Source organism: Paraburkholderia lebeckiae, assembly GCF_014201005.1.
GTDB lineage: Bacteria > Pseudomonadota > Gammaproteobacteria > Burkholderiales > Burkholderiaceae > Paraburkholderia > Paraburkholderia tuberum.
Genome location: NZ_JACHDK010000030.1, coordinates 22,974 through 41,787 on the forward strand (window position 1 = coordinate 22,974; position 18,814 = coordinate 41,787).

Consider the following 18,814-nt stretch of genomic DNA (forward strand, 5'->3'; position numbering starts at 1 on the left):
TTGGGAACTCATATGGCAAGCGAAAAACTCAAGGCCGCGATCATCGGCTCGGGCAACATCGGCACCGATCTGATGATCAAGATCCTGCGTCACGGCAAGCATCTCGAAGTCGCGGCGATGGTCGGCATCGATCCGAACTCCGACGGCCTCGCGCGCGCCGCGCGGCTTGGCGTCGCGACCACGCATGAAGGTGTCGAAGGTCTGACGCGTCTGCCCGTGTTCAACGACATCGACTTCGTGTTCGACGCGACCTCGGCCGGCGCACACGTCAAGAACGATGCGCTGTTGCGAAAGCTGAAGCCCTCGATTCGCGTGATCGATCTGACGCCGGCGGCGATCGGCCCGTACTGCGTGCCGGTGGTGAATCTCCACGCGCATCTCGACGCGCCGAACGTGAACATGGTCACGTGCGGCGGACAGGCGACGATCCCGATGGTCGCGGCCGTGTCGCGCGTCGCGAAGGTGCATTACGCGGAGATCGTCGCGTCGATCAGCAGCAAGTCAGCGGGCCCAGGCACCCGCGCGAACATCGACGAGTTCACCGAGACGACTTCGAAGGCGATCGAAGTGGTCGGCGGCGCCACGAAAGGCAAGGCGATCATCGTGCTCAACCCGGCCGAGCCGCCGGTGATGATGCGCGACACCGTCTATACGCTGTCGGAGCTGGCCGACCTCGACAAGGTCGAGGCGTCGATCGAGCAGATGGCCGCCGCGGTGCAGGCGTACGTGCCCGGCTATCGTCTGAAGCAGAAGGTGCAGTTCGACGAAATCAGCGCGAGCGCGCCGCTGAACATTCCGGGCCTCGGTAGCTTCAGTGGTCTGAAGACGTCGATCTTCATCGAGGTGGAAGGCGCCGCGCACTATCTGCCTGCGTATGCGGGCAATCTCGACATCATGACTTCGGCCGCGCTCGCGACCGCCGAGCGCATGGCGCAGGCGCTCGTGCAGGCATCAGAGGCTTAAGGAGACTTCCCGCATGGACAAGAAACTGTATATCTCAGACGTGACGCTGCGCGACGGCAGCCACGCCATTCGTCACCAGTACTCGATCCAGAACGTGCAGGACATCGCACGCGCATTGGACCGCGCAAAGGTGGACAGCATCGAAGTCGCCCACGGCGATGGCCTGCAAGGTTCGAGCTTCAACTACGGCTTCGGCGCGCATAGCGACCTCGAATGGATCGAAGCGGTGGCTGACGTCGTCGAGCACGCTCGGATCGCGACCCTGCTGCTGCCTGGCATCGGCACGATCCACGATCTGAAGGCCGCCTACAACGCGGGCGCGCGCGTCGTGCGCATCGCCACGCATTGCACGGAAGCGGACATCTCGAAGCAACACATCGAATACGCGCGCGAACTCGGCATGGACGCCGTCGGCTTTCTGATGATGAGCCACATGACCACGGCGGAGAACCTCGCCATCGAAGCGAAGAAGATGGAGAGCTACGGGGCGACCTGTATCTATGTGGTCGACTCGGGCGGCGCGCTGACGATGAACGACGTGCGCGACCGCTTCCGCGCGGTGAAGGCGGTGCTGAAACCCGAAACGCAGACGGGCATGCACGCGCACCACAACCTGGCGCTGGGCGTGGCCAACTCGATGGTCGCGGTCGAAGGGGGCTGCGACCGTATCGATGCATCGCTCGCGGGCATGGGCGCCGGTGCGGGCAATGCGCCGCTCGAGGTGTTCATCGCGGCGGCCGAGCGGATGGGCTGGAATCACGGCACCGACCTCTACACGCTGATGGACGCCGCCGACGACATCGTGCGTCCGCTGCAGGACCGGCCGGTGCGCGTCGATCGTGAAACGCTCGCGCTCGGCTATGCGGGGGTGTATTCGAGCTTCCTGCGTCATTCAGAAGTGGCCGCGAAGAAATACGGCCTGAAGACCGTGGACATTCTGGTCGAGCTGGGCAAACGCCGCATGGTGGGCGGCCAGGAAGACATGATCGTCGACGTCGCACTGGATCTGAAGCGCGCGCACGCAACCGACGCAGTGGCTTCATGACCCGGACGCTGCGCGACGGCGCCGCATGCCGCGCGCGCAGCGTTCATTTCATCCAGCAAGGTCGCCGCAAGAGCGACGCTGACTCAACATTGGAGACTTTTATGCGGCAGTCAACGCAAACAACGCAAACAACACAGTCGACGAAACCTCTTGCCGGCGGCGCGCTGACGATCGGGCTCTGCCTGATCGTCGCACTGCTCGAAGGCGTGGACCTGCAATCGACCGGCCTCGCGGCACCGCGCATGGCGCGCGAATTTCATCTCGCGGTCGCGCAGATGGGCTGGGCGTTCAGCATCGGCGCGTTCGGGCTGCTGCCAGGAGCCGCGATCGGCGGACGTCTCGCCGACCGGCTCGGGCGCAAGCGCGTGCTGATGTGGTCGGTCGCGCTATTCGGCATCTTCTCGCTCGCGACCGCGCAGGTGTGGGACCTGAACAGCCTGCTCGCCGCGCGCTTTCTGACCGGCCTCGGTCTTGGCGCAGCGATGCCGAATCTGATCGCGCTGTGCTCGGAAGCGGCGCCGCCCCATCAGCGCAACACCGCGGTCGGCGCCATGTATTGCGGCATGCCGTTCGGCGCGGCGCTCGCGGCGGTGGTCGGCATCATCAGTCCGGGCGACGCGGGTTGGCGGCATATCTTCTACGTCGGCGGCTTCGGGCCGTTGCTGGTGCTGCCGCTGCTTACGCTGTTCCTTCGTGAGTCGGCGCAGTTCGTCGCGGCGCGTGCAACCAAGGGCGCGCGACGCGATGCGTCGGCTAGCGTGACGCACGCGCTGTGGCGGGAAGGACGCGCGCGCACGACGATCGCGTTGTGGATCAGCTATCTCGGCACGCTGATCGTGCTGTATTTCCTGATCAACTGGCTGCCGTCGCTCGTCTTGACGCGCGGTCTGACGCGCGTGCAGTCCGGTGTCGTACAGATGATGTTCAACATCGGCGGCGGCATCGGCGCGATCGTGATCGCCGGCATGATGGACCGGATGGGCCGGCGCCGCACGGTCGCGGGCATGTATGTCGGCATCGTCGTGGCGCTTGGCGCGTTGCTGAGCGCGAATGGCGGCACGTCGATGGCGTGGGGCGGTCTGCTCGCGGGGCTGTTCCTGGTCGGCGGGCAGTCGGTGTTGTATGCGCTGGCAAGCAGCCTATACCCGACCGAAGTGCGTGGCACCGGCGTCGGCGCGGCGGTGGCGGTAGGCCGTCTCGGCTCGATCCTCGGTCCGTTGATCGCCGGGCAACTGCTCGCGATCGGCCAAGGCGCGAGCGTGCTGCTCGGCGCGAGCATTCCGTTGATCGCGCTCGCCGCGATTGGCGCGTGGCTCGTCGTGAATCGCTCGACACTTCGTTATACCCCGGTGGCCGCGCAATAGCTTTGCAGACCGAAATACCGCGCGGGTCCGCCGTCAACGGCGACTCGCGGTCACTTAATCCGTGAAACAAAGGAATTCGACATGAGCAACACCAATACGCAAGCAGCAGCGATCACCGAGGAAGCGACCAGCCGATTCGTCCGCATCACCGAAGACGGCCGCGAGATGCAGCTTCACTACAACGACGTGGGGCAGGGTGCGAAAACGGTCGTGATGCTGCACGGCTCGGGACCGGGCGCGACCGGCTGGGCCAACTTCAATCGCAACGTCGAGCCGCTCGTCGCGGCGGGCTATCGCGTGATCCTGATGGACTGCCTCGGTTGGGGCAAGAGCGACCCGATCGTCTGCAAGGGCTCGCGCTCGGAACTGAACGCGCGCTGCCTGAAGGCGCTGCTCGATGCGCTCGATATCGAACGCGCGCATATCATCGGCAACTCGATGGGCGGGCATAGCGCGGTCGCGTTCGCGCTCGCCGAGCCGCAACGCGTCGGCAAGCTCGTGCTGATGGGCGGCGGCACCGGCGGCCCGAGCCAGTTCGTGCCGATGCCGACCGAAGGCATCAAGCTGCTGCAAGGGCTGTACCGCAACCCGACCATCGAGAACCTGCAGCGCATGATGATCGTCTTCGTGTTCGACACGAAGGCGTTGACCGAAGACCTGATGCAGGCGCGCCTCGCGAACATGCTGGCGCGCCGCGATCATCTCGAGAACTTCGTCGCGAGCCTCGCCGCGCATCCGAAGCAGTTCAACGACTACGGGCCGCGCCTTGGCGAAGTAACCGCGCCGACGCTCGTGATCTGGGGCCGCGACGATCGTTTCGTGCCGATGGACATCGGCCTGCGACTCGTTGCCGGGATGCCGAACGCCGATCTGCATGTGTTCGGCCGCTGCGGGCATTGGGCGCAGTGGGAGCATGCGGACAAGTTCAACCGGATGGTGGTGGAGTTTCTCGGACGCGGGCAATAAGAACGGTTGTCGTTGTGGGCGACTGGTGCGTCGTTGCGGCGGCGGGCTGGTTGCCTCGTTTAGGTTTGGGTTCTTTTCTTCGCCGACTAATAGGCGATTTCAAGGTTCCAAATGTAGAGTCAATGTAGATACGGGCGACTTGCTGTTTTCGCTGTGAGTATCTACAATGGATATACATTTGGAGCTGGAATATGGAACTCAAGATTCAGAAGTGGGGCAACAGCGCTGCAGTACGGTTGCCGACCGTGTTGTTGGAGCAAATTCATGCGTCGGTGGGCAGTTCGCTGAACGCGGACGTGCGCCCCGAGGGGGTATTGCTTACGCCTGCGCGTCGCAAGTATTCACTGGATGAACTCGTCGCGCAGTGCGATCCGAAGGCGCCACCGCCAGCCGATCTCGACGTCTGGAGTGAAGTCAAGCCGGCGGGGCGCGAAGCATGGTAAGGCGCATCAAGTTTGAGCGCGGCGATATCGTGCGCGTGAGCCTGAATCCGACGCTTGGCAAGGAGCAGCAAGGCGATTTCCGTCCCGCGCTGGTTTTGTCGCCTGCCGCATTCAATGCTCTTGGGGTCGCGCTCGTTGCGCCGATCACGCAGGGGGGGGAGTTCGCTCGATATGCCGGATTTGCGGTACCGCTCTCGGGTTCGGGAACAGAGACTCAGGGGGTGGCTCTGGTGAATATGGTGCGCACTCTGGACCTCGAGGCCCGCGGCGCACGCAAAGTCGAGCGCGCTCCGGCCGAGGTAGTCGAGGACGCGCTCGCCCGACTTCAAACGATTCTGGAATGACGGGAAAGACGATACGAACTGAACCAATCCGCGGCGAGCGACCCCATCACTCCGCCGCCGGCATCCGAGTCACACTCTTCGGCACCCGCCCATCACTACCCGCGGCGTCGTCCGCTGCCTCTCCCGACTCCTGCCTAACCGTCGACTCCCGCACCACCAGATGCGGATCAAGCATCGAATAACCCGCGCTTTCTTCGCCCTTACCGTGCAGTTCGTCGCTCAGCTTCATTATCGCGAGCTCACCCATCTTCTCGCTCTGAAAGTCTACCGAGGTCAGCGCCGGCGACGCGTACTCGCCATACGGCACGTTGTCGAATCCAGCGATGGAAACATCGCGCGGCAACGAGAAGCCCAGCTCGCGCGCTTCCTTGATGAAGCCGAGCGGCGATCAAGTGGAGGGCAGCAGTCACGGCTCCATGGCGGCATTTGAGGCTCGTCAATGCGACCAATTCGCATTTGTTCAAAAATAATATGCGACAGGTCATCTATAAGATATCTGTCTTAAGACTAGGGTAATCCGCCGCAAACCCTTGCCAGTCATGGATCGACCCGTTTGGGTACGGTCTCGCGACCTGTTTGTCTGGTCACATTTAGTGGAAAACGCGCATATACTCTCGGTCGTATCGCAAAACGAAGGTCGCGGGGTTGCGTCGTGGCGAACTGACGCCGTCGCCGTCGCGCCACGATTTGCGCTGGCTTCGACTGCCAACGCTCTGTCTATCACTTCCTAGCAAAGCATTAATCATGTCCACACCGCCGAAGATCATCTACACCCTGACCGACGAAGCGCCCGCACTGGCGACGTACTCGCTGCTGCCGATCGTCAAGGCGTTCACGCGCTCGTCCAACGTGCTCGTCGAAACGCGCGACATCTCGCTCGCCGGCCGGATCATTGCCGCATTTCCGGACTACCTGAGCGCGGAGCAGAAGGCTTCCGACGATCTGGCGGAGCTCGGTGGACTCACCACGCGCCCGGAAGCGAACATCATCAAGCTGCCGAACATCAGCGCGTCGGTGCCGCAGTTGAAGGCCGCGATCACCGAGCTGCGCGACCAGGGCTATAAGCTGCCGTCGTACCCGGACGTCGCGACGACCGACGCCGAGAAGGACGTCAAGGCCCGCTACGACAAGATCAAGGGCAGCGCGGTGAACCCGGTGCTGCGCGAAGGCAATTCGGACCGCCGCGCGCCGTTGTCGGTGAAGAACTATGCGCGCAAGCATCCGCACAAGATGGGCGCATGGAGCGCGGACTCGAAGTCGCACGTCTCGCACATGAGCGATGGCGATTTCTACGGCAGCGAGAAGTCGGCGCTGGTCGCGCAGGCCGGTAGCGTGAAGATCGAACTGGCTGCCGCCGACGGCACGACCACGGTCCTGAAGGCGAAGACGCCGGTGCAGGCAGGCGAAATCATCGACGCGTCGGTGCTGAGCAAGAACGCGCTGCGCAGCTTCATCGAAGCGCAGATCGCCGACGCGAAGGCGAACGGCGTGCTGTTCTCGGTGCACCTGAAGGCGACGATGATGAAGGTCTCGGACCCGATCATCTTCGGTCACGTGGTGTCGGTGTTCTACAAGGACGTGCTCGCAAAGCATGCGGAAGCACTGGCCAAGGCCGGCTTCAACCCGAACAACGGTATCGGCGACCTGTACGCGCGTCTGAAGGATCTGCCGGCTGAAACGGCCGCGGCGATCGAAGCCGACATCAAGGCGCAGTACGAACAGCGTCCGCCGCTCGCGATGGTCAACTCGGACAAGGGCATCACGAGCCTGCACGTGCCGAGCGACGTGATCGTCGACGCATCGATGCCGGCGATGATCCGCGAGTCGGGCAAGATGTGGGGCGCCGATGGCGCGCTGCACGACGCGAAGGCGGTGATTCCGGACCGTTGCTACGCCGGTGTGTACCAGGCGGTGATCGAAGACTGCAAAAAGCACGGGGCGTTCGACCCGGTCACGATGGGCACGGTGCCGAACGTCGGGCTGATGGCACAAGCCGCCGAAGAATACGGTTCACACGACAAGACGTTCCAGATCCCGGCGAACGGCGTGGTCCGCGTGACCGACGAAGCCGGCGCGGTGCTGCTCGAGCAGCCGGTGGAACAGGGCGACATCTTCCGTATGTGCCAGACCAAGGACGCGCCGATCCGCGACTGGGTCAAGCTCGCGGTGAACCGCGCCCGCGCTTCCAACACGCCGGCCGTGTTCTGGCTCGACGCGGCGCGCGCGCACGATGCGCAGATCATCAAGAAGGTCGAGCAGTACCTGAAGGATCACGACACCGACGGTCTCGACATCCGCGTGATGACGCCGGTCGAAGCGACGAAGTTCTCGGTCGAGCGCATCCGCGCCGGCAAGGACACGATCTCGGTCACCGGCAACGTGCTGCGCGACTACCTGACCGACCTGTTCCCGATCATGGAACTGGGCACCAGCGCGAAGATGCTGTCGATCGTTCCGCTGATGGCCGGTGGCGGCATGTTCGAAACCGGCGCGGGCGGTTCGGCGCCGAAGCACGTGCAGCAGCTTGTCGAGGAAGGCTTCCTGCGCTGGGATTCGCTCGGTGAATTCCTCGCGCTGGCGGCATCGCTCGAGCATCTGGGCAATGCGTATCACAACCCGAAGGCGCAGATTCTCGCGAAGACGCTCGATCAGGCGACCGGCAAGTTCCTCGACAACGACAAGTCGCCGGCGCGCAAGGTCGGCGGTATCGACAATCGCGGCAGCCACTTCTACCTCGCGATGTACTGGGCCGAAGCACTGGCCGCGCAAACCGACGATGCCGCGCTGCAGGCGCAGTTCGCGGGCGTCGCGAAGGCGATGGCCGACAACGAGGCGAAGATCGTCGCGGAACTCGGCGCGGCGCAGGGCAAGCCGGTGGTTATCGGCGGCTACTACCGTCCGAACGTCGAGCTGACTAGCAAGGCGATGCGCCCGAGCGCGACGCTGAACGCAATCGTCGATTCGGTGGCTTGAGCTCGCGCGGGCGACTGATGCGGTAAGCGCCGCGGCCGCACCTGCGCTGGCCCCGAAAGCCGCGCGGTAAGCACGCAGCGCAACCGAGGACAAAGCCGCAAGCAGGACCGCAAATACGACAATGGCGCCTTCGGGCGCCATTGTCGTTTCTACTGTCACTGCTACGTCGCCGTCGGTCATACCCGTCCTTATACGTGAACGATTTCCCAATCGGCGAGCCTCTCCGGAATCTCGAGCGTCGACGTGTCGAGCTCCGACAGATGCTCGCAGCTCAGACCGCGCGCGAGGTCGTCGGCGGCTTGTTGCGGGCTCGAGAATTCTCCGAGCGTTTCGTTGCCGTAGGTGGCTTCCCAGCCGTCCTGACCCGGCAGAATGTAGAACGCTCCCTGCGTCGAACCAAAGCGAAAGCCTTTCATTTTTAGTCTCCCAGTTGCCAATAAAAAAAGCCGCGATTCGTGACGGCTTCTTCGCAATCTGTGGGATTTGGGTGGCCGTGTCGTGAGGCCCCTCGAATCCGACTGCGTGAAGCGCGTGCTCTTGCGAAAGAGTCTACGTCAGCGAATCGGCGGGCAATTGGGCGTCGAACTGGTCTTTATCTTAAAAATATTAATGTAAAAACAAAGGCTTGCGCGATTCGTTTTGCGATGTGCAACGCCGCCGGGCATCGTGAAATGGCCGCTTTGTGCCACGCACCATGATTTTTTACGACGCGCGCCATCGTTTCGTATCGTGAAAATTAGGGCTGCGCGCGACGCGCAAAACGACGCTGTGGGCCCTATGACGCGTCGAGCCGTTCGATCAGCATCGCGACGAAGGTCTCGGTCACCGGCGGCAAGGTTCGGCCGCGCTTTTTGATCAGCGCGATGCGCCGCGTGAACGCGGCTTCGTCGATCGGTCGCGCGACTAGCTCGGGCTCCGCGCGCACCTCGCGCGCCGACGCCGGCAGGATCGTGATGCCGAGCCCGGCGCGCGCCATCGCGACCGCGCTCATCATGTAGGTCGGCTCGCAGGCGATGCGCGGCTCACATTGCGCGTCGGCGAACGCGCTGTCGACGACCGCTCGCACGCTCGTGCCCTGCGCAGTCAGCACGAGCGGCTCGCTGGCGAGATCGGCGAGCGTGACGGGCCGGCGCCGCCGCGCGAGCGCGTGCTGCTTTGGCAGCACGGCGACGAGCCGGTCGATGCCCGCATGCAGCACCTCGAGCCCGCTGTCGTTCAGCTCGCCGCCAGTCAGTCCGATATCGGCTTCCTCGTTGCGCACCAATGTGTTGACCATGCTCGCGACGACATCGCGCACCTCGAAGCCGACACGCGGCACGGCTTTTCTCAGCGCCTGCACGAGCTCGGGCAACACGCTCGCCGCGAAGGTCGGCAGACACGCGATGCGCACCTTGCCGCTCGCGCCTTCGCCGAGCGCGCGCGCATCGAGCAGCACGTGCTCCATGTCGTGCAGCGATTTCTGCAGCACGGGCAGCAGCTCGCGGCCGGTCGGCGTCAGGGCGACGTTGCGGCTGTTGCGATCGAACAGGCGCAGGCCGACCGTTTCCTCGAGCCGGCGAATCTGCACCGTCAACGCCGGTTGCGACAGATGCAGCCGCGCGGCCGCACGCGTGAAGCTGCCCGTTTGCGCGACCGCGATAAATGCGCGGATGTCCCGGAGATTCAGATCCATGATGATGTGTGATTGCTGCAATCAATTCGTTTCAATTGCTTTATTGCTGCCCCGAACTTACGCTCGATCACACTAAAAAACAACCTGGAGACAAGCTCATGCTGCCATTGCTGGGGCTGGCTACCATCGTCGTGCTGCTCGGCGCGATCCTGTCCAAACGCATGTCGCCGCTCGTCGCGCTGATCATCGTGCCGCTCGCGGCGTCGCTGCTCGGCGGCTTCGGCTTGCAGACGAGCAAGTTCGTCGTCGATGGCCTCAAGAGCCTCGCGCCCGTCGTTTGCATGTTCGTATTCGCGATCCTGTACTTCGGCACGATCACCGACGCCGGTACGCTCGACCCGATCATCGAGCGCATCCTGCGCGCGGTCGGCACACGGCCCACGCGCATCGTGATGGGCACCACGCTGCTCGCGCTGCTGATCCACCTCGACGGCTCCGGCGCCGTCTGCTTCCTCGTCACGATTCCGGCGATGCTGCCGCTCTACGACCGCCTGAAAATGGACCGGCGAGTGCTCGCCGCGGCGGTATCGATGGCGGCCGGCATCAATTTCCTGCCATGGACGGGGCCGATGATTCGCGCGTCCGCGTCGCTGCATCTGCCGATCTCGGCGCTGTTCAATCCGCTTATTCCGGTGCAGGCCATCGGCCTCGTATTTGTGTTCTCGATGGCGTACTGGCTCGGGCGGCGCGAGGAAAAGCGCCTCGGTCTCAACGCTGCGAGCGGTTCGGTGCCGATGCCCCAACGCGAACTGACGCCGGAACAACAGGCGCTGCGCCGCCCGCAAAACTTCTGGTTCAACATCGTGCTGACGCTCGTCGTGCTCGGCACGATGATCGTGATGGGCGAGAAGATCCCGCCGGCGATCATGTTCATGGTGGGCCTGTGCATCGCATTGATGGTCAACTATCCGAATGTGGACATGCAGCGCAAACGGATCGACGCGCATGCGCGCGCCGCGCTGATGATGGCCGGCATCCTGCTCGCGGCCGGCGTGTTCACCGGCGTGATGCAGGGCAGCGGCATGCTGAAGGCGATGGCGCAGGCGGCCGTCGGCTTCGTGCCGCCGGCGATGGCGAGCCATATTCCAATCGTGCTCGGCCTGCTGTCGATGCCGCTCAGCATGCTGTTCGATCCCGATTCGTTTTATTTTGGTGTACTGCCGGTGATCGCGGAAGTGGCGGGCCAGCTCGGTGTGCCCGCGGTGCACGTCGGTCAGGCCGCGTTGCTTGGACAGATGACCACCGGTTTTCCGGTCAGTCCGCTCACGCCCGCGACGTTCCTCGTGGTCGGGCTGTGCGGTATCGATCTGGCCGATCATCAAAGATTCACGTTTCCCCTGCTGTTCGGCGCGTCGGTCGTGATGACGATCGCGTGCGTCGTGCTCGGGATCTTTCCACTGTGAGCTTCACTGAACGAACGGGAGCACCATGACAGCCACTGAACCTCGACGCGTCGTGCGCATCGGCGCGGGCGCGGGCTATTCGGGCGACCGCATCGAACCCGCGCTTGAACTCGCGGAACACGGCCAGCTCGACTATCTCGTGTTCGAATGCCTCGCCGAACGCACGATCGCGATCGCGCAGCAGGCGCGCAGCAAGGACCCGGAGCTCGGCTACGACCCGCTGCTCGAAGCCCGCATGCGCGCGGTGCTGCCCGTCGCGGCGCGCAACGGCGTGCGTATCGTGTCGAACATGGGCGCGGCCAATCCGCTCGCGGCAGCGCGCCGGACCGCGCAGATCGCGCGCGAGTTGGGGCTCGGCGGCCTGAGGATTGCCGCAGTCACCGGCGACGACGTGCTCGATGTCGTGCGCGCGGGCGACTTCCATTTCGTCGAATCGGGCGAGGCGGTGGCCGCGTACGCGGACCGGCTGATATCGGCCAATGCATACCTCGGCGCGAGCGGCATCGTCGAGGCGCTCGCGGCCGGCGCGCAGATCGTGCTGACCGGGCGCGTCGCCGATCCGTCGCTGTTCGTCGCGCCGCTGATCCACGAATTCGGCTGGCGCATGGACGACTGGCCGATGCTCGGCCAGGCGACGGTAATCGGCCATCTGCTCGAATGCGCGGGGCAGATCACCGGCGGCTATTTCGCGGACCCCGGTTTCAAGGACGTGCCGAATCTCGCACGGCTCGGCTTTCCGATCGCCGAAGTTGCGCGGGACGGTTCAGCGGTGATCACGAAGCTCGCGCAAAGTGGCGGGCTCGTGACCGAGGCGACCTGCAAGGAGCAGTTGCTCTACGAGATCCACGATCCGCGTCGTTATCTGCAGCCCGACGTGGTCGCCGATTTCTCGCAGGTGCGCGTCGAGCAGGAAGCCGTGGACCGTGTGCGCGTCACCGGCGGTGGCGGCACGGAGCGCACCGCGACGCTGAAAGTGTCGGTTGCGTATTTCGACGGCTATATCGGCGAGGGGCAGATTTCGTACGGCGGACCCGGCGCGCTCGCGCGGGCGCGGCTCGCGCTCGATATCGTGCGCGAGCGTCTCGCGCTGACCGGCGTGCAGACGCGCGAGTTGCGCTTCGATCTGATCGGCGTGAATGCACTGCATGGTGATGCGGTGGCGGCCGGTCATGGCGAGCCGTACGAAGTGCGCGCCCGGGTGGCGGGACGCACGGCGTCGCTCGCGCAGGCGCTGCGCATCGGCAACGAGGTCGAGACGCTGTACACGAACGGACCGGCGGGCGGCGGCGGCGTGACGAAGGTGGCGCGCGAGGTGGTCGCGGTGCAATCGGTGCTGCTGCCGCGCGAGCATGCGACGCCGGCTTTCTCGCTGATGGAGGCTTGAGATGAAACTACGAGAACTGGCCCATTCGCGCACCGGCGACAAGGGCAATACGCTCAATATCTCGGTGATCTGCTACGACGCGCTGCATTACGAGCGGTTGCGCGATGTGCTGACGCTCGAGCGCGTCAAGACGCATCTGCGCGATGTGGTGCGCGGCGATGTGGTGCGCCATGAGTTGCCGGGCCTTGCCGCATTCAACTTCGTGCTCGGCGACGCGCTCGGCGGCGGCGTTACGCGTTCGCTCGCGCTCGATGCGCATGGCAAATCGCTGAGCTCGGCGTTAATGGATCTCGACGTGGGCCAGTGAGGGCATTGCCGGCGGCGTGTCGTATTGCGGGGCGGCCGCTCAGCCCCGCATGTGATCACACGCCAGCCTTCGTCAGGTCATGCGCGCGGCGCAGTCGCTCGCGGCTGTTGCTCAGATGCATGCGCATCGCGGCGCGCGCGTCGTCGGCATCCTGACGCTCGATCGCGCGATAGATCGTCAGATGCTCGCCGAGCACGCTGCGCAACACCTCGATATGGTCTAGCTCCGCGATCTCGGCCGAACCGAGCCGGGTGCGCGGGCTGACCGAGCGGCCGAGCTGGCTCAGCACGTCGAAGAAATAGCGGTTGCCGCTCGCGCGCGCGATCTGCAGATGGAACTCGATGTCGTGTGCGAGTGTGTCGGTGCTGCCGCGCTCGAGTTCCGACTCGAATCGATCGAGCGCAGTGCGGATCTGCTTCAGGTTCTGCTCGGTGCGCCGCGATGCCGCGAGCGCGGCCGCGGCCGCTTCGACGTCGATCCGGAACTCGATGATCGCCATCACGTCGAGCATGCTGGTGAGATCGGCGGCGGGAAGCTGCATCGGCTTTTCGGCGGCGGGCGCGAGCACGAACGTGCCAATGCCGTGGCGCGTCTCGACGATCCTCGCTGCCTGCAGACGCGAAATCGCCTCGCGGACCACGGAGCGGCTCACGGACAACTGCTTCATCATCGCGACTTCGGTGGGGATGCGGTCGCCAGGTCTCAGCGCCCCGCGCCGAATCTCATCGGAAAGGGTGGCCACCACCTTTTCAGTTAGGCTGCTCATTTTTGTGGCTGGTTGACTGATCCTGCAAAGTATCGCACAGGACTGTACTCGTTTCTGCCGCGTTCGGCGGCATCGGCGCGGGCAATTTTTTTGCGTGCGGATGCGCGGTGGGGCGGGGGCGAGGCGGACATTTGCGCAAACGCATGTGCTGCTGACTACAGTCTGCCAATTATAGACATCAGACGTCTTAGTTCGAGACGAATTCCGGGCTGGTCAACATGGCTCTGAACCTTTGAATCTGTCATGATTTCAGAGCGATCGGCCTGGAACCACAGGGTAAACACCCTACTGGATTTGACCAAGGCAAAGCGGTAGACTGTCGTCAGACAACATACCAAGCGTAGGGCAGGGCTTGCACCCACCGGTGCGCCGCGCTGCGTTCCACCAGGCCTTGTGGCCGACAAGGAGACACAACTTGACACCAGTTCTGACCACCGCGCTCGACCCGCTGGAATCGGCGGTCGCGAAGGTGAAGCGCAACGTGTTGCCGCTTTTCCTGATCATGTTCATCGCGAACTATATCGACCGCGTCAACATCGGCTTCGTCAACGCGCATATGAAGGCCGATCTCGGCATCGGCGCGGCCGCCTACGGGCTCGGCAGCGGGCTGTTCTTCATCGGCTACGCGCTGTTCGAAGTGCCGTCGAACGTGCTGATGCAGAAGTTCGGCGCGCGCGCCTGGCTCACGCGCATCATGGGCACGTGGGGGCTGGTGGCGGGCGCGATGGCGTTCGTCTGGAACGACACGTCGTTTTACGTGCTGCGGTTCCTGCTCGGCGTCGCCGAGGCGGGCTTCTTTCCCGGCGTGGTCTATTACTTCACGCAATGGCTGCCGCAAAAGGAACGCGGCAAGGCGGTGGCGATCTTTCTGTCGGGCTCGGCGCTCGCGTCGGTGCTGTCCGGTCCGATCACCGGCTCGCTGCTGTCGATTCGCGGCCTCGGCCTGCAAGGCTGGCAGTGGATGTTCCTGATCGAAGGCGCGTTCTCGATCGCGCTGTGCGTCGTCAGCTGGTTGCTGTTGAAGTCGCACATCCGCGACGCGCACTGGCTCACGGCCGAAGAACAGCGTGTGCTCGAACAATCGATCGCGGCCGAACAGGCCGAGCGCGAAGCGCAAGGCGGCGCACATCTGCCGACGGTGAAGCTGCTGAAGGACCCGCAAATCGCGCTGTTCTGCTTCCTGTACTTCGCGATCCAGCTGACCATCTACGCGGCCACTTTCTGGCTGCCGACCATCATCCGCAAGATGGGCGGCCTTTCCGACTTCGAGGTCGGCATGTTCAATGCGATTCCGTGGCTGATCTCGATGGTCGCGATGTACGGCTTCGCGGTCGTATCGGCGAAATGGCGTCATCAGCAGGGCTGGCTCGCGGTCGCGCTCGTCATAGCGGCGGTCGGTCTGTTCGCGTCGACGTCGGGCAACCCGGTGTTCTCGTTCGTCGCGATCTGTTTCTCGGCGATCGGCTTCAAGGCGGCGGCGTCGCTGTTCTGGCCGATTCCGCAGGGCTACCTCGATGCGCGCGTCGCCGCCGGTGTGCTCGCGCTGATCAATTCGCTCGGCAACCTCGGCGGCTTCTTCGCGCCGGCCACCTTCGGCTATCTGCAGCAGCATACGGGCTCGATCGCGGGCGGGCTGTACGGTCTCGGCGTCGCGTCGCTGCTCGCGGCGGCGGCCGGCTTCCTGACGCGCAAGAAGCCCGGCAATCGCGAGCCGTTGCCCGATCCGTTGCACGGCAACGCGCATTGACTACGCTGACGGCTCGCATGCGGCCGTCGATTTTTCTGTATTCGAGTTCTCATCCGGTCCGGTCGAACACGCATGCGGCGCGCGGCGGCTTCCGCCGGCCGGCCTACTTCATCACACAGGTGCTTTTCCCATGTCCACCATACCTACCGAATCGAACGCCACGCCGGTCGTCACCGAACTGCGCGTCGTGCCCGTCGCCGGCCGCGACAGCATGCTGATGAATCTGAGCGGCGCGCATGGTCCGTTCTTCACGCGCAACATCGTGATTCTGCGGGACAGCGCGGGCCATACCGGCATCGGCGAAGTGCCGGGCGGCGAGAACATCCGCAAGACGATCGACGACGCGCGGCCGTTCGTGGTCGGTCAGTCGATCGGCAATCTGCAGGCGATTCTGAACAAGGTGCGCACGCAGTTCGCCGATCGCGACGCTGGGGGGCGTGGCCTGCAGACCTTCGACCTGCGCACGACGATTCACGCGGTGACCGCGCTCGAAGCCGCGCTGCTCGACCTGCTCGGGCAGCATCTCGGCGTGCCGGTCGCGGCACTGCTCGGCGAAGGCCAGCAGCGCGACGAAGTGGAAATGCTCGGCTACCTGTTCTATATCGGCGATCGCAACAAGACCGGTTTGCCGTACGCGAACAACGCCGGCGCGCGTGACGACTGGGAGCGCGTGCGCACCGAGAAAGCGCTGACGCCGGAGACGGTCGTGCGTCTTGCCGAGGCCGCGAAGGCGCGCTACGGCTTCAACGACTTCAAGCTGAAGGGCGGCGTGCTGCCAGGCGACGCCGAGATCGAAGCGGTCACGGCTCTCGCCGAGCGCTTCCCCGAAGCGCGCGTGACGCTCGACCCGAACGGCGCGTGGTCGCTCGCGGAAGCGGTGCGCCTGTGCCGTGACAAGCACAATGTTCTCGCCTACGCGGAAGATCCATGCGGCGCGGAGAACGGCTATTCGGGCCGCGAAGTGATGGCCGAGTTCCGTCGCGCAACCGGCCTGCCGACGGCGACCAACATGATCGCGACCGACTGGCGTCAGATGGGTCACGCCATCCAGCTGCAATCGGTCGATATTCCGCTCGCCGATCCGCATTTCTGGACCATGCAGGGCTCGGTGCGCGTCGCGCAGATGTGCAACGACTGGGGCCTCACGTGGGGTTCGCATTCGAACAACCACTTCGACATTTCGCTCGCGATGTTCACGCACGTCGCGGCCGCGGCGCCGGGCAAGATCACCGCGATCGATACGCACTGGATCTGGCAGGACGGTCAGTTCCTGACGCAAGATCCGCTGCAGATCGTCGGCGGTAAGGTCAAGGTGCCGCAGAAGCCGGGGCTCGGCATCGACCTCGATATGGATGCGCTCGAGAAGGCGCACGCGCTGTATCAGCAGCACGGCCTCGGCGCGCGCGACGACGGCGTTGCCATGCAATATCTGATTCCGAACTGGAAGTTCGACAACAAGCGGCCGTGTCTCGTGCGTTAAGGACGATTTAACTCAATCAAAAAGCCTGGCGGGCTGCACGAAAGGTGCGGTTCACCAGGCTTTTTTGTTTCCTTTTGCATTGCACGGTGCGAGATAGCCGCACCGCGGATGTCGGCGGCCATCATCGGGCCACTTGTCAACTCTTGCGAAACACTACATGCGAAATTCGCTGCACCAGCAGCGCGGCCGCGAGCGATGCCACCGCCGTCAGCCACACGCCGATATGAATCGACTGCACGAGCGCGTCGCGTGCGCTATCGATTAGCGCGAGCGTATTGAGTCCCGAGGTCTTCATATCCGCAATCAGCTGTGTGCGCGACGCGTCGTCGATCAGGATGCGCAGATCGACGAAACGCGGCCGCCATTGCGATGAGGCCGGCTCTCCGAGCACGCTGATCGTGCGCGTGACGACATTGCGATAGTGATGCTGCACGACAGTCGCGACGATGCTGGTGCCGAGCATGCCGCCGACCATGCGCGTCGATTGCAATAGCGCGGTCGTGATGCCGAAGCGCTCGCGTCCGGCGATCTCCTGGCCGAACACATTCAGGTTGTTCAGGATGAAGCCGAGGCCGATGCCGACCGCGCCCATCGGCAGCACGATGCGCCAGTGCGGCGTGTCCGGATTGGCGAACGCGAGCGCGATCGACGCGAACATCAGCAGCCCGAAACCGATCGTCAGAATGCGCGTGGGCTTCTTCATGTGAATCACGATGCGCGTGTTCAGCACACTACCGAGCGCGATGCACGCGGCGATCGGCGTCGCGAGCAGCCCGGCCTGCTGCGGCGAAAGACCGAAACCGCCTTGCAGCAGCAAAGGCGCGAAGAAGATCAGCGAGAACATCACGAATCCGGACAGCATGCCGAGCGTGAATAGCGTGACGAGCTGCGCGTCCTTGAACAGATCGAGCGGAATGATCGGATGCGTGGCGCGCTTTTCGCACGTGAAGAGTGCGATCGCGCCGGCGATCACGCACGCGCCGAGCACGAGATTGCCCACGGTGAGGCCGTGCTTCGGCACCGCTTCGATAAACGCCTGCAAGCCGCCGAGCACGCATGCGACGAGCCCCGCGCCGAGCCAGTCGATCTTGACTTCGCCGTCATGCGGCCGCCGGAAATTCGGCAGATGCATCCAGATGAAATAGAGCGCCGCCGCGCCAACCGGCAGATTGACGAGAAACGTCGAGCGCCAGCCGAGGTGCTCGCTCATCCAGCCGCCGAGCGACGGGCCGGCCGCCGTACCGATGCCGTAGGCCGCGGCCAGCACGACCTGCCAGCGCACGCGGGTGCGCGGGTCGGGGAACAGATCGGGAATCGACGCGAACGCGGTGCCGACCATCATGCCGCCGCCGACGCCTTGCAGTCCGCGCGCGATCGCGAGAAACAGCATGCTGTTGGCGAGGCCGCACAACACGGACGCGACCGTGAACGTGATCACCGCGGCGATCACGAAGCGCTTGCGGCCGAAGTAGTCGCCGAGCCGCCCGAACACCGGCACCGTGACGACCGAGGCGAGCAGGTACGCGCTTGCGATCCACGCAAAATATTCGAAGCCGTGCAGCTCGGCGACGATCGACGGCAGCGCGGTGCTGACGACGGTCTGGTCGAGCGCGACCAGCATGTTGACGAGGCCGATGCCGAGCATCGCGTAAAGCGCGTGGCGAAACGGCAGGGCGGGGGCGGCGGCGGCGGCGGCGGAACTGGCGGGGGCGGTGGAATTCACGGATCGGGCAGAAGGCGGTTCGGGGTGGACGCTGCACGGCGGATCGCGGTCAGGCTCCCGGCGATTGTGCGCAAGTTGTCTGACGTCTCGGGGATTATACGGGTTTCCCCTTGGTCAAAATCATTCGTCGCACGAAAAACCACACGGCGCCGGAAAAAAGGCGGTGCCCCGGGCACGGCGCCGCACACGGGCCGCGGCGACCCCTGCATCGCCGTCCTCCAGTCGCGGACGCTG

The 18,814-nt window shown here is 64.4% G+C and carries 16 protein-coding genes and 1 pseudogene; 12 read left to right on the forward strand and 5 right to left on the reverse strand.

From position 1 onward, the window contains the following. Window positions 1–12: 12 nt before the first annotated feature. From HDG39_RS31305 to HDG39_RS31330, 6 genes are all read left to right on the forward strand, one after another. Complete coding sequence (locus HDG39_RS31305; protein WP_184011672.1) at window positions 13–963, forward strand: acetaldehyde dehydrogenase (acetylating); 951 nt, start codon at window positions 13–15, stop codon at window positions 961–963. A 13-nt stretch (window positions 964–976) separates the two neighbouring features. Next, window positions 977–2,008 carry a 4-hydroxy-2-oxovalerate aldolase gene (dmpG, locus tag HDG39_RS31310; RefSeq protein WP_184011674.1) on the forward strand — a complete coding sequence of 344 codons (1,032 nt, stop codon included), beginning with the start codon at window positions 977–979 and terminating at the stop codon, window positions 2,006–2,008. Between the two features lie 101 nt (window positions 2,009–2,109). Beyond that, entirely contained in the window at window positions 2,110–3,372 is a 1,263-nt protein-coding gene (gene mhpT / locus HDG39_RS31315) for a 3-(3-hydroxy-phenyl)propionate transporter MhpT (RefSeq protein WP_184011676.1), read from the forward strand. An 81-nt stretch (window positions 3,373–3,453) separates the two neighbouring features. Beyond that, the gene (locus tag HDG39_RS31320) at window positions 3,454–4,338 is read left to right on the forward strand and encodes an alpha/beta fold hydrolase (RefSeq protein ID WP_184011678.1); all 885 of its coding nucleotides are present in this window, start codon (window positions 3,454–3,456) and stop codon (window positions 4,336–4,338) included. Window positions 4,339–4,529: 191 nt separating this feature from the next. Further along, window positions 4,530–4,781 (forward strand): AbrB/MazE/SpoVT family DNA-binding domain-containing protein, encoded by a 252-nt coding sequence (locus tag HDG39_RS31325; protein ID WP_184011680.1) that lies wholly within the window; start codon window positions 4,530–4,532, stop codon window positions 4,779–4,781. After that, window positions 4,775–5,125: a type II toxin-antitoxin system ChpB family toxin gene (locus HDG39_RS31330; RefSeq protein WP_184011682.1), complete on the forward strand. Its 351-nt coding sequence runs from the start codon at window positions 4,775–4,777 to the stop codon at window positions 5,123–5,125. Before HDG39_RS31325 ends, HDG39_RS31330 begins: the two co-directional genes overlap by 7 nt. Before the next feature lie 46 nt (window positions 5,126–5,171). On the opposite strand, the pseudogene HDG39_RS31335 reads toward HDG39_RS31330, so the two are convergent. Beyond that, window positions 5,172–5,507: pseudogene (locus tag HDG39_RS31335) on the reverse strand (substrate-binding domain-containing protein); the annotation flags it as partial. 362 nt (window positions 5,508–5,869) lie between these two features. Between HDG39_RS31335 and HDG39_RS31340 the strand changes: the two are divergent. Next, window positions 5,870–8,098: an NADP-dependent isocitrate dehydrogenase gene (locus tag HDG39_RS31340; protein ID WP_184011684.1), complete on the forward strand. Its 2,229-nt coding sequence runs from the start codon at window positions 5,870–5,872 to the stop codon at window positions 8,096–8,098. Window positions 8,099–8,286: 188 nt separating this feature from the next. On the opposite strand, the gene HDG39_RS31345 is transcribed toward HDG39_RS31340, so the two are convergent. Both HDG39_RS31345 and HDG39_RS31350 read right to left on the reverse strand, forming a co-directional pair. Further along, the gene (locus HDG39_RS31345; protein WP_184011686.1) at window positions 8,287–8,514 is read right to left on the reverse strand and encodes a hypothetical protein; all 228 of its coding nucleotides are present in this window, start codon (window positions 8,512–8,514) and stop codon (window positions 8,287–8,289) included. A 359-nt stretch (window positions 8,515–8,873) separates the two neighbouring features. Beyond that, a complete protein-coding gene (locus tag HDG39_RS31350) occupies window positions 8,874–9,770 on the reverse strand; it encodes a LysR family transcriptional regulator (protein ID WP_184011688.1) in 897 nt (298 codons plus the stop codon). A gap of 98 nt (window positions 9,771–9,868) precedes the next feature. On the opposite strand from HDG39_RS31350, the gene HDG39_RS31355 reads away from it, so the two are divergent. Genes HDG39_RS31355 through HDG39_RS31365 form a run of 3 tightly spaced genes read left to right on the forward strand, consistent with a single transcriptional unit; the run spans window position 9,869 to window position 12,864 of the window. Beyond that, entirely contained in the window at window positions 9,869–11,173 is a 1,305-nt protein-coding gene (locus HDG39_RS31355; protein ID WP_184011690.1) for a CitMHS family transporter, read from the forward strand. A 25-nt stretch (window positions 11,174–11,198) separates the two neighbouring features. Further along, a complete protein-coding gene (locus HDG39_RS31360) occupies window positions 11,199–12,557 on the forward strand; it encodes an acyclic terpene utilization AtuA family protein (RefSeq protein WP_184011692.1) in 1,359 nt (452 codons plus the stop codon). Between the two features lies 1 nt (window position 12,558). Beyond that, window positions 12,559–12,864 (forward strand): AtuA-related protein, encoded by a 306-nt coding sequence (locus HDG39_RS31365; protein WP_184011694.1) that lies wholly within the window; start codon window positions 12,559–12,561, stop codon window positions 12,862–12,864. A gap of 55 nt (window positions 12,865–12,919) precedes the next feature. On the opposite strand, the gene HDG39_RS31370 is transcribed toward HDG39_RS31365, so the two are convergent. Beyond that, entirely contained in the window at window positions 12,920–13,630 is a 711-nt protein-coding gene (locus HDG39_RS31370) for a FadR/GntR family transcriptional regulator (protein WP_184011696.1), read from the reverse strand. A gap of 415 nt (window positions 13,631–14,045) precedes the next feature. On the opposite strand from HDG39_RS31370, the gene HDG39_RS31375 reads away from it, so the two are divergent. Beyond that, window positions 14,046–15,377 (forward strand): MFS transporter, encoded by a 1,332-nt coding sequence (locus HDG39_RS31375; RefSeq protein WP_184011698.1) that lies wholly within the window; start codon window positions 14,046–14,048, stop codon window positions 15,375–15,377. A gap of 130 nt (window positions 15,378–15,507) precedes the next feature. Further along, entirely contained in the window at window positions 15,508–16,857 is a 1,350-nt protein-coding gene (gene gudD / locus HDG39_RS31380) for a glucarate dehydratase (RefSeq protein WP_184011700.1), read from the forward strand. A gap of 136 nt (window positions 16,858–16,993) precedes the next feature. Here gudD and HDG39_RS31385 read toward each other — a convergent pair whose 3' ends face one another. Next, window positions 16,994–18,502: an MFS transporter gene (locus HDG39_RS31385; protein ID WP_184011725.1), complete on the reverse strand. Its 1,509-nt coding sequence runs from the start codon at window positions 18,500–18,502 to the stop codon at window positions 16,994–16,996. Between the last annotated feature and the right edge of the window lie 312 nt (window positions 18,503–18,814).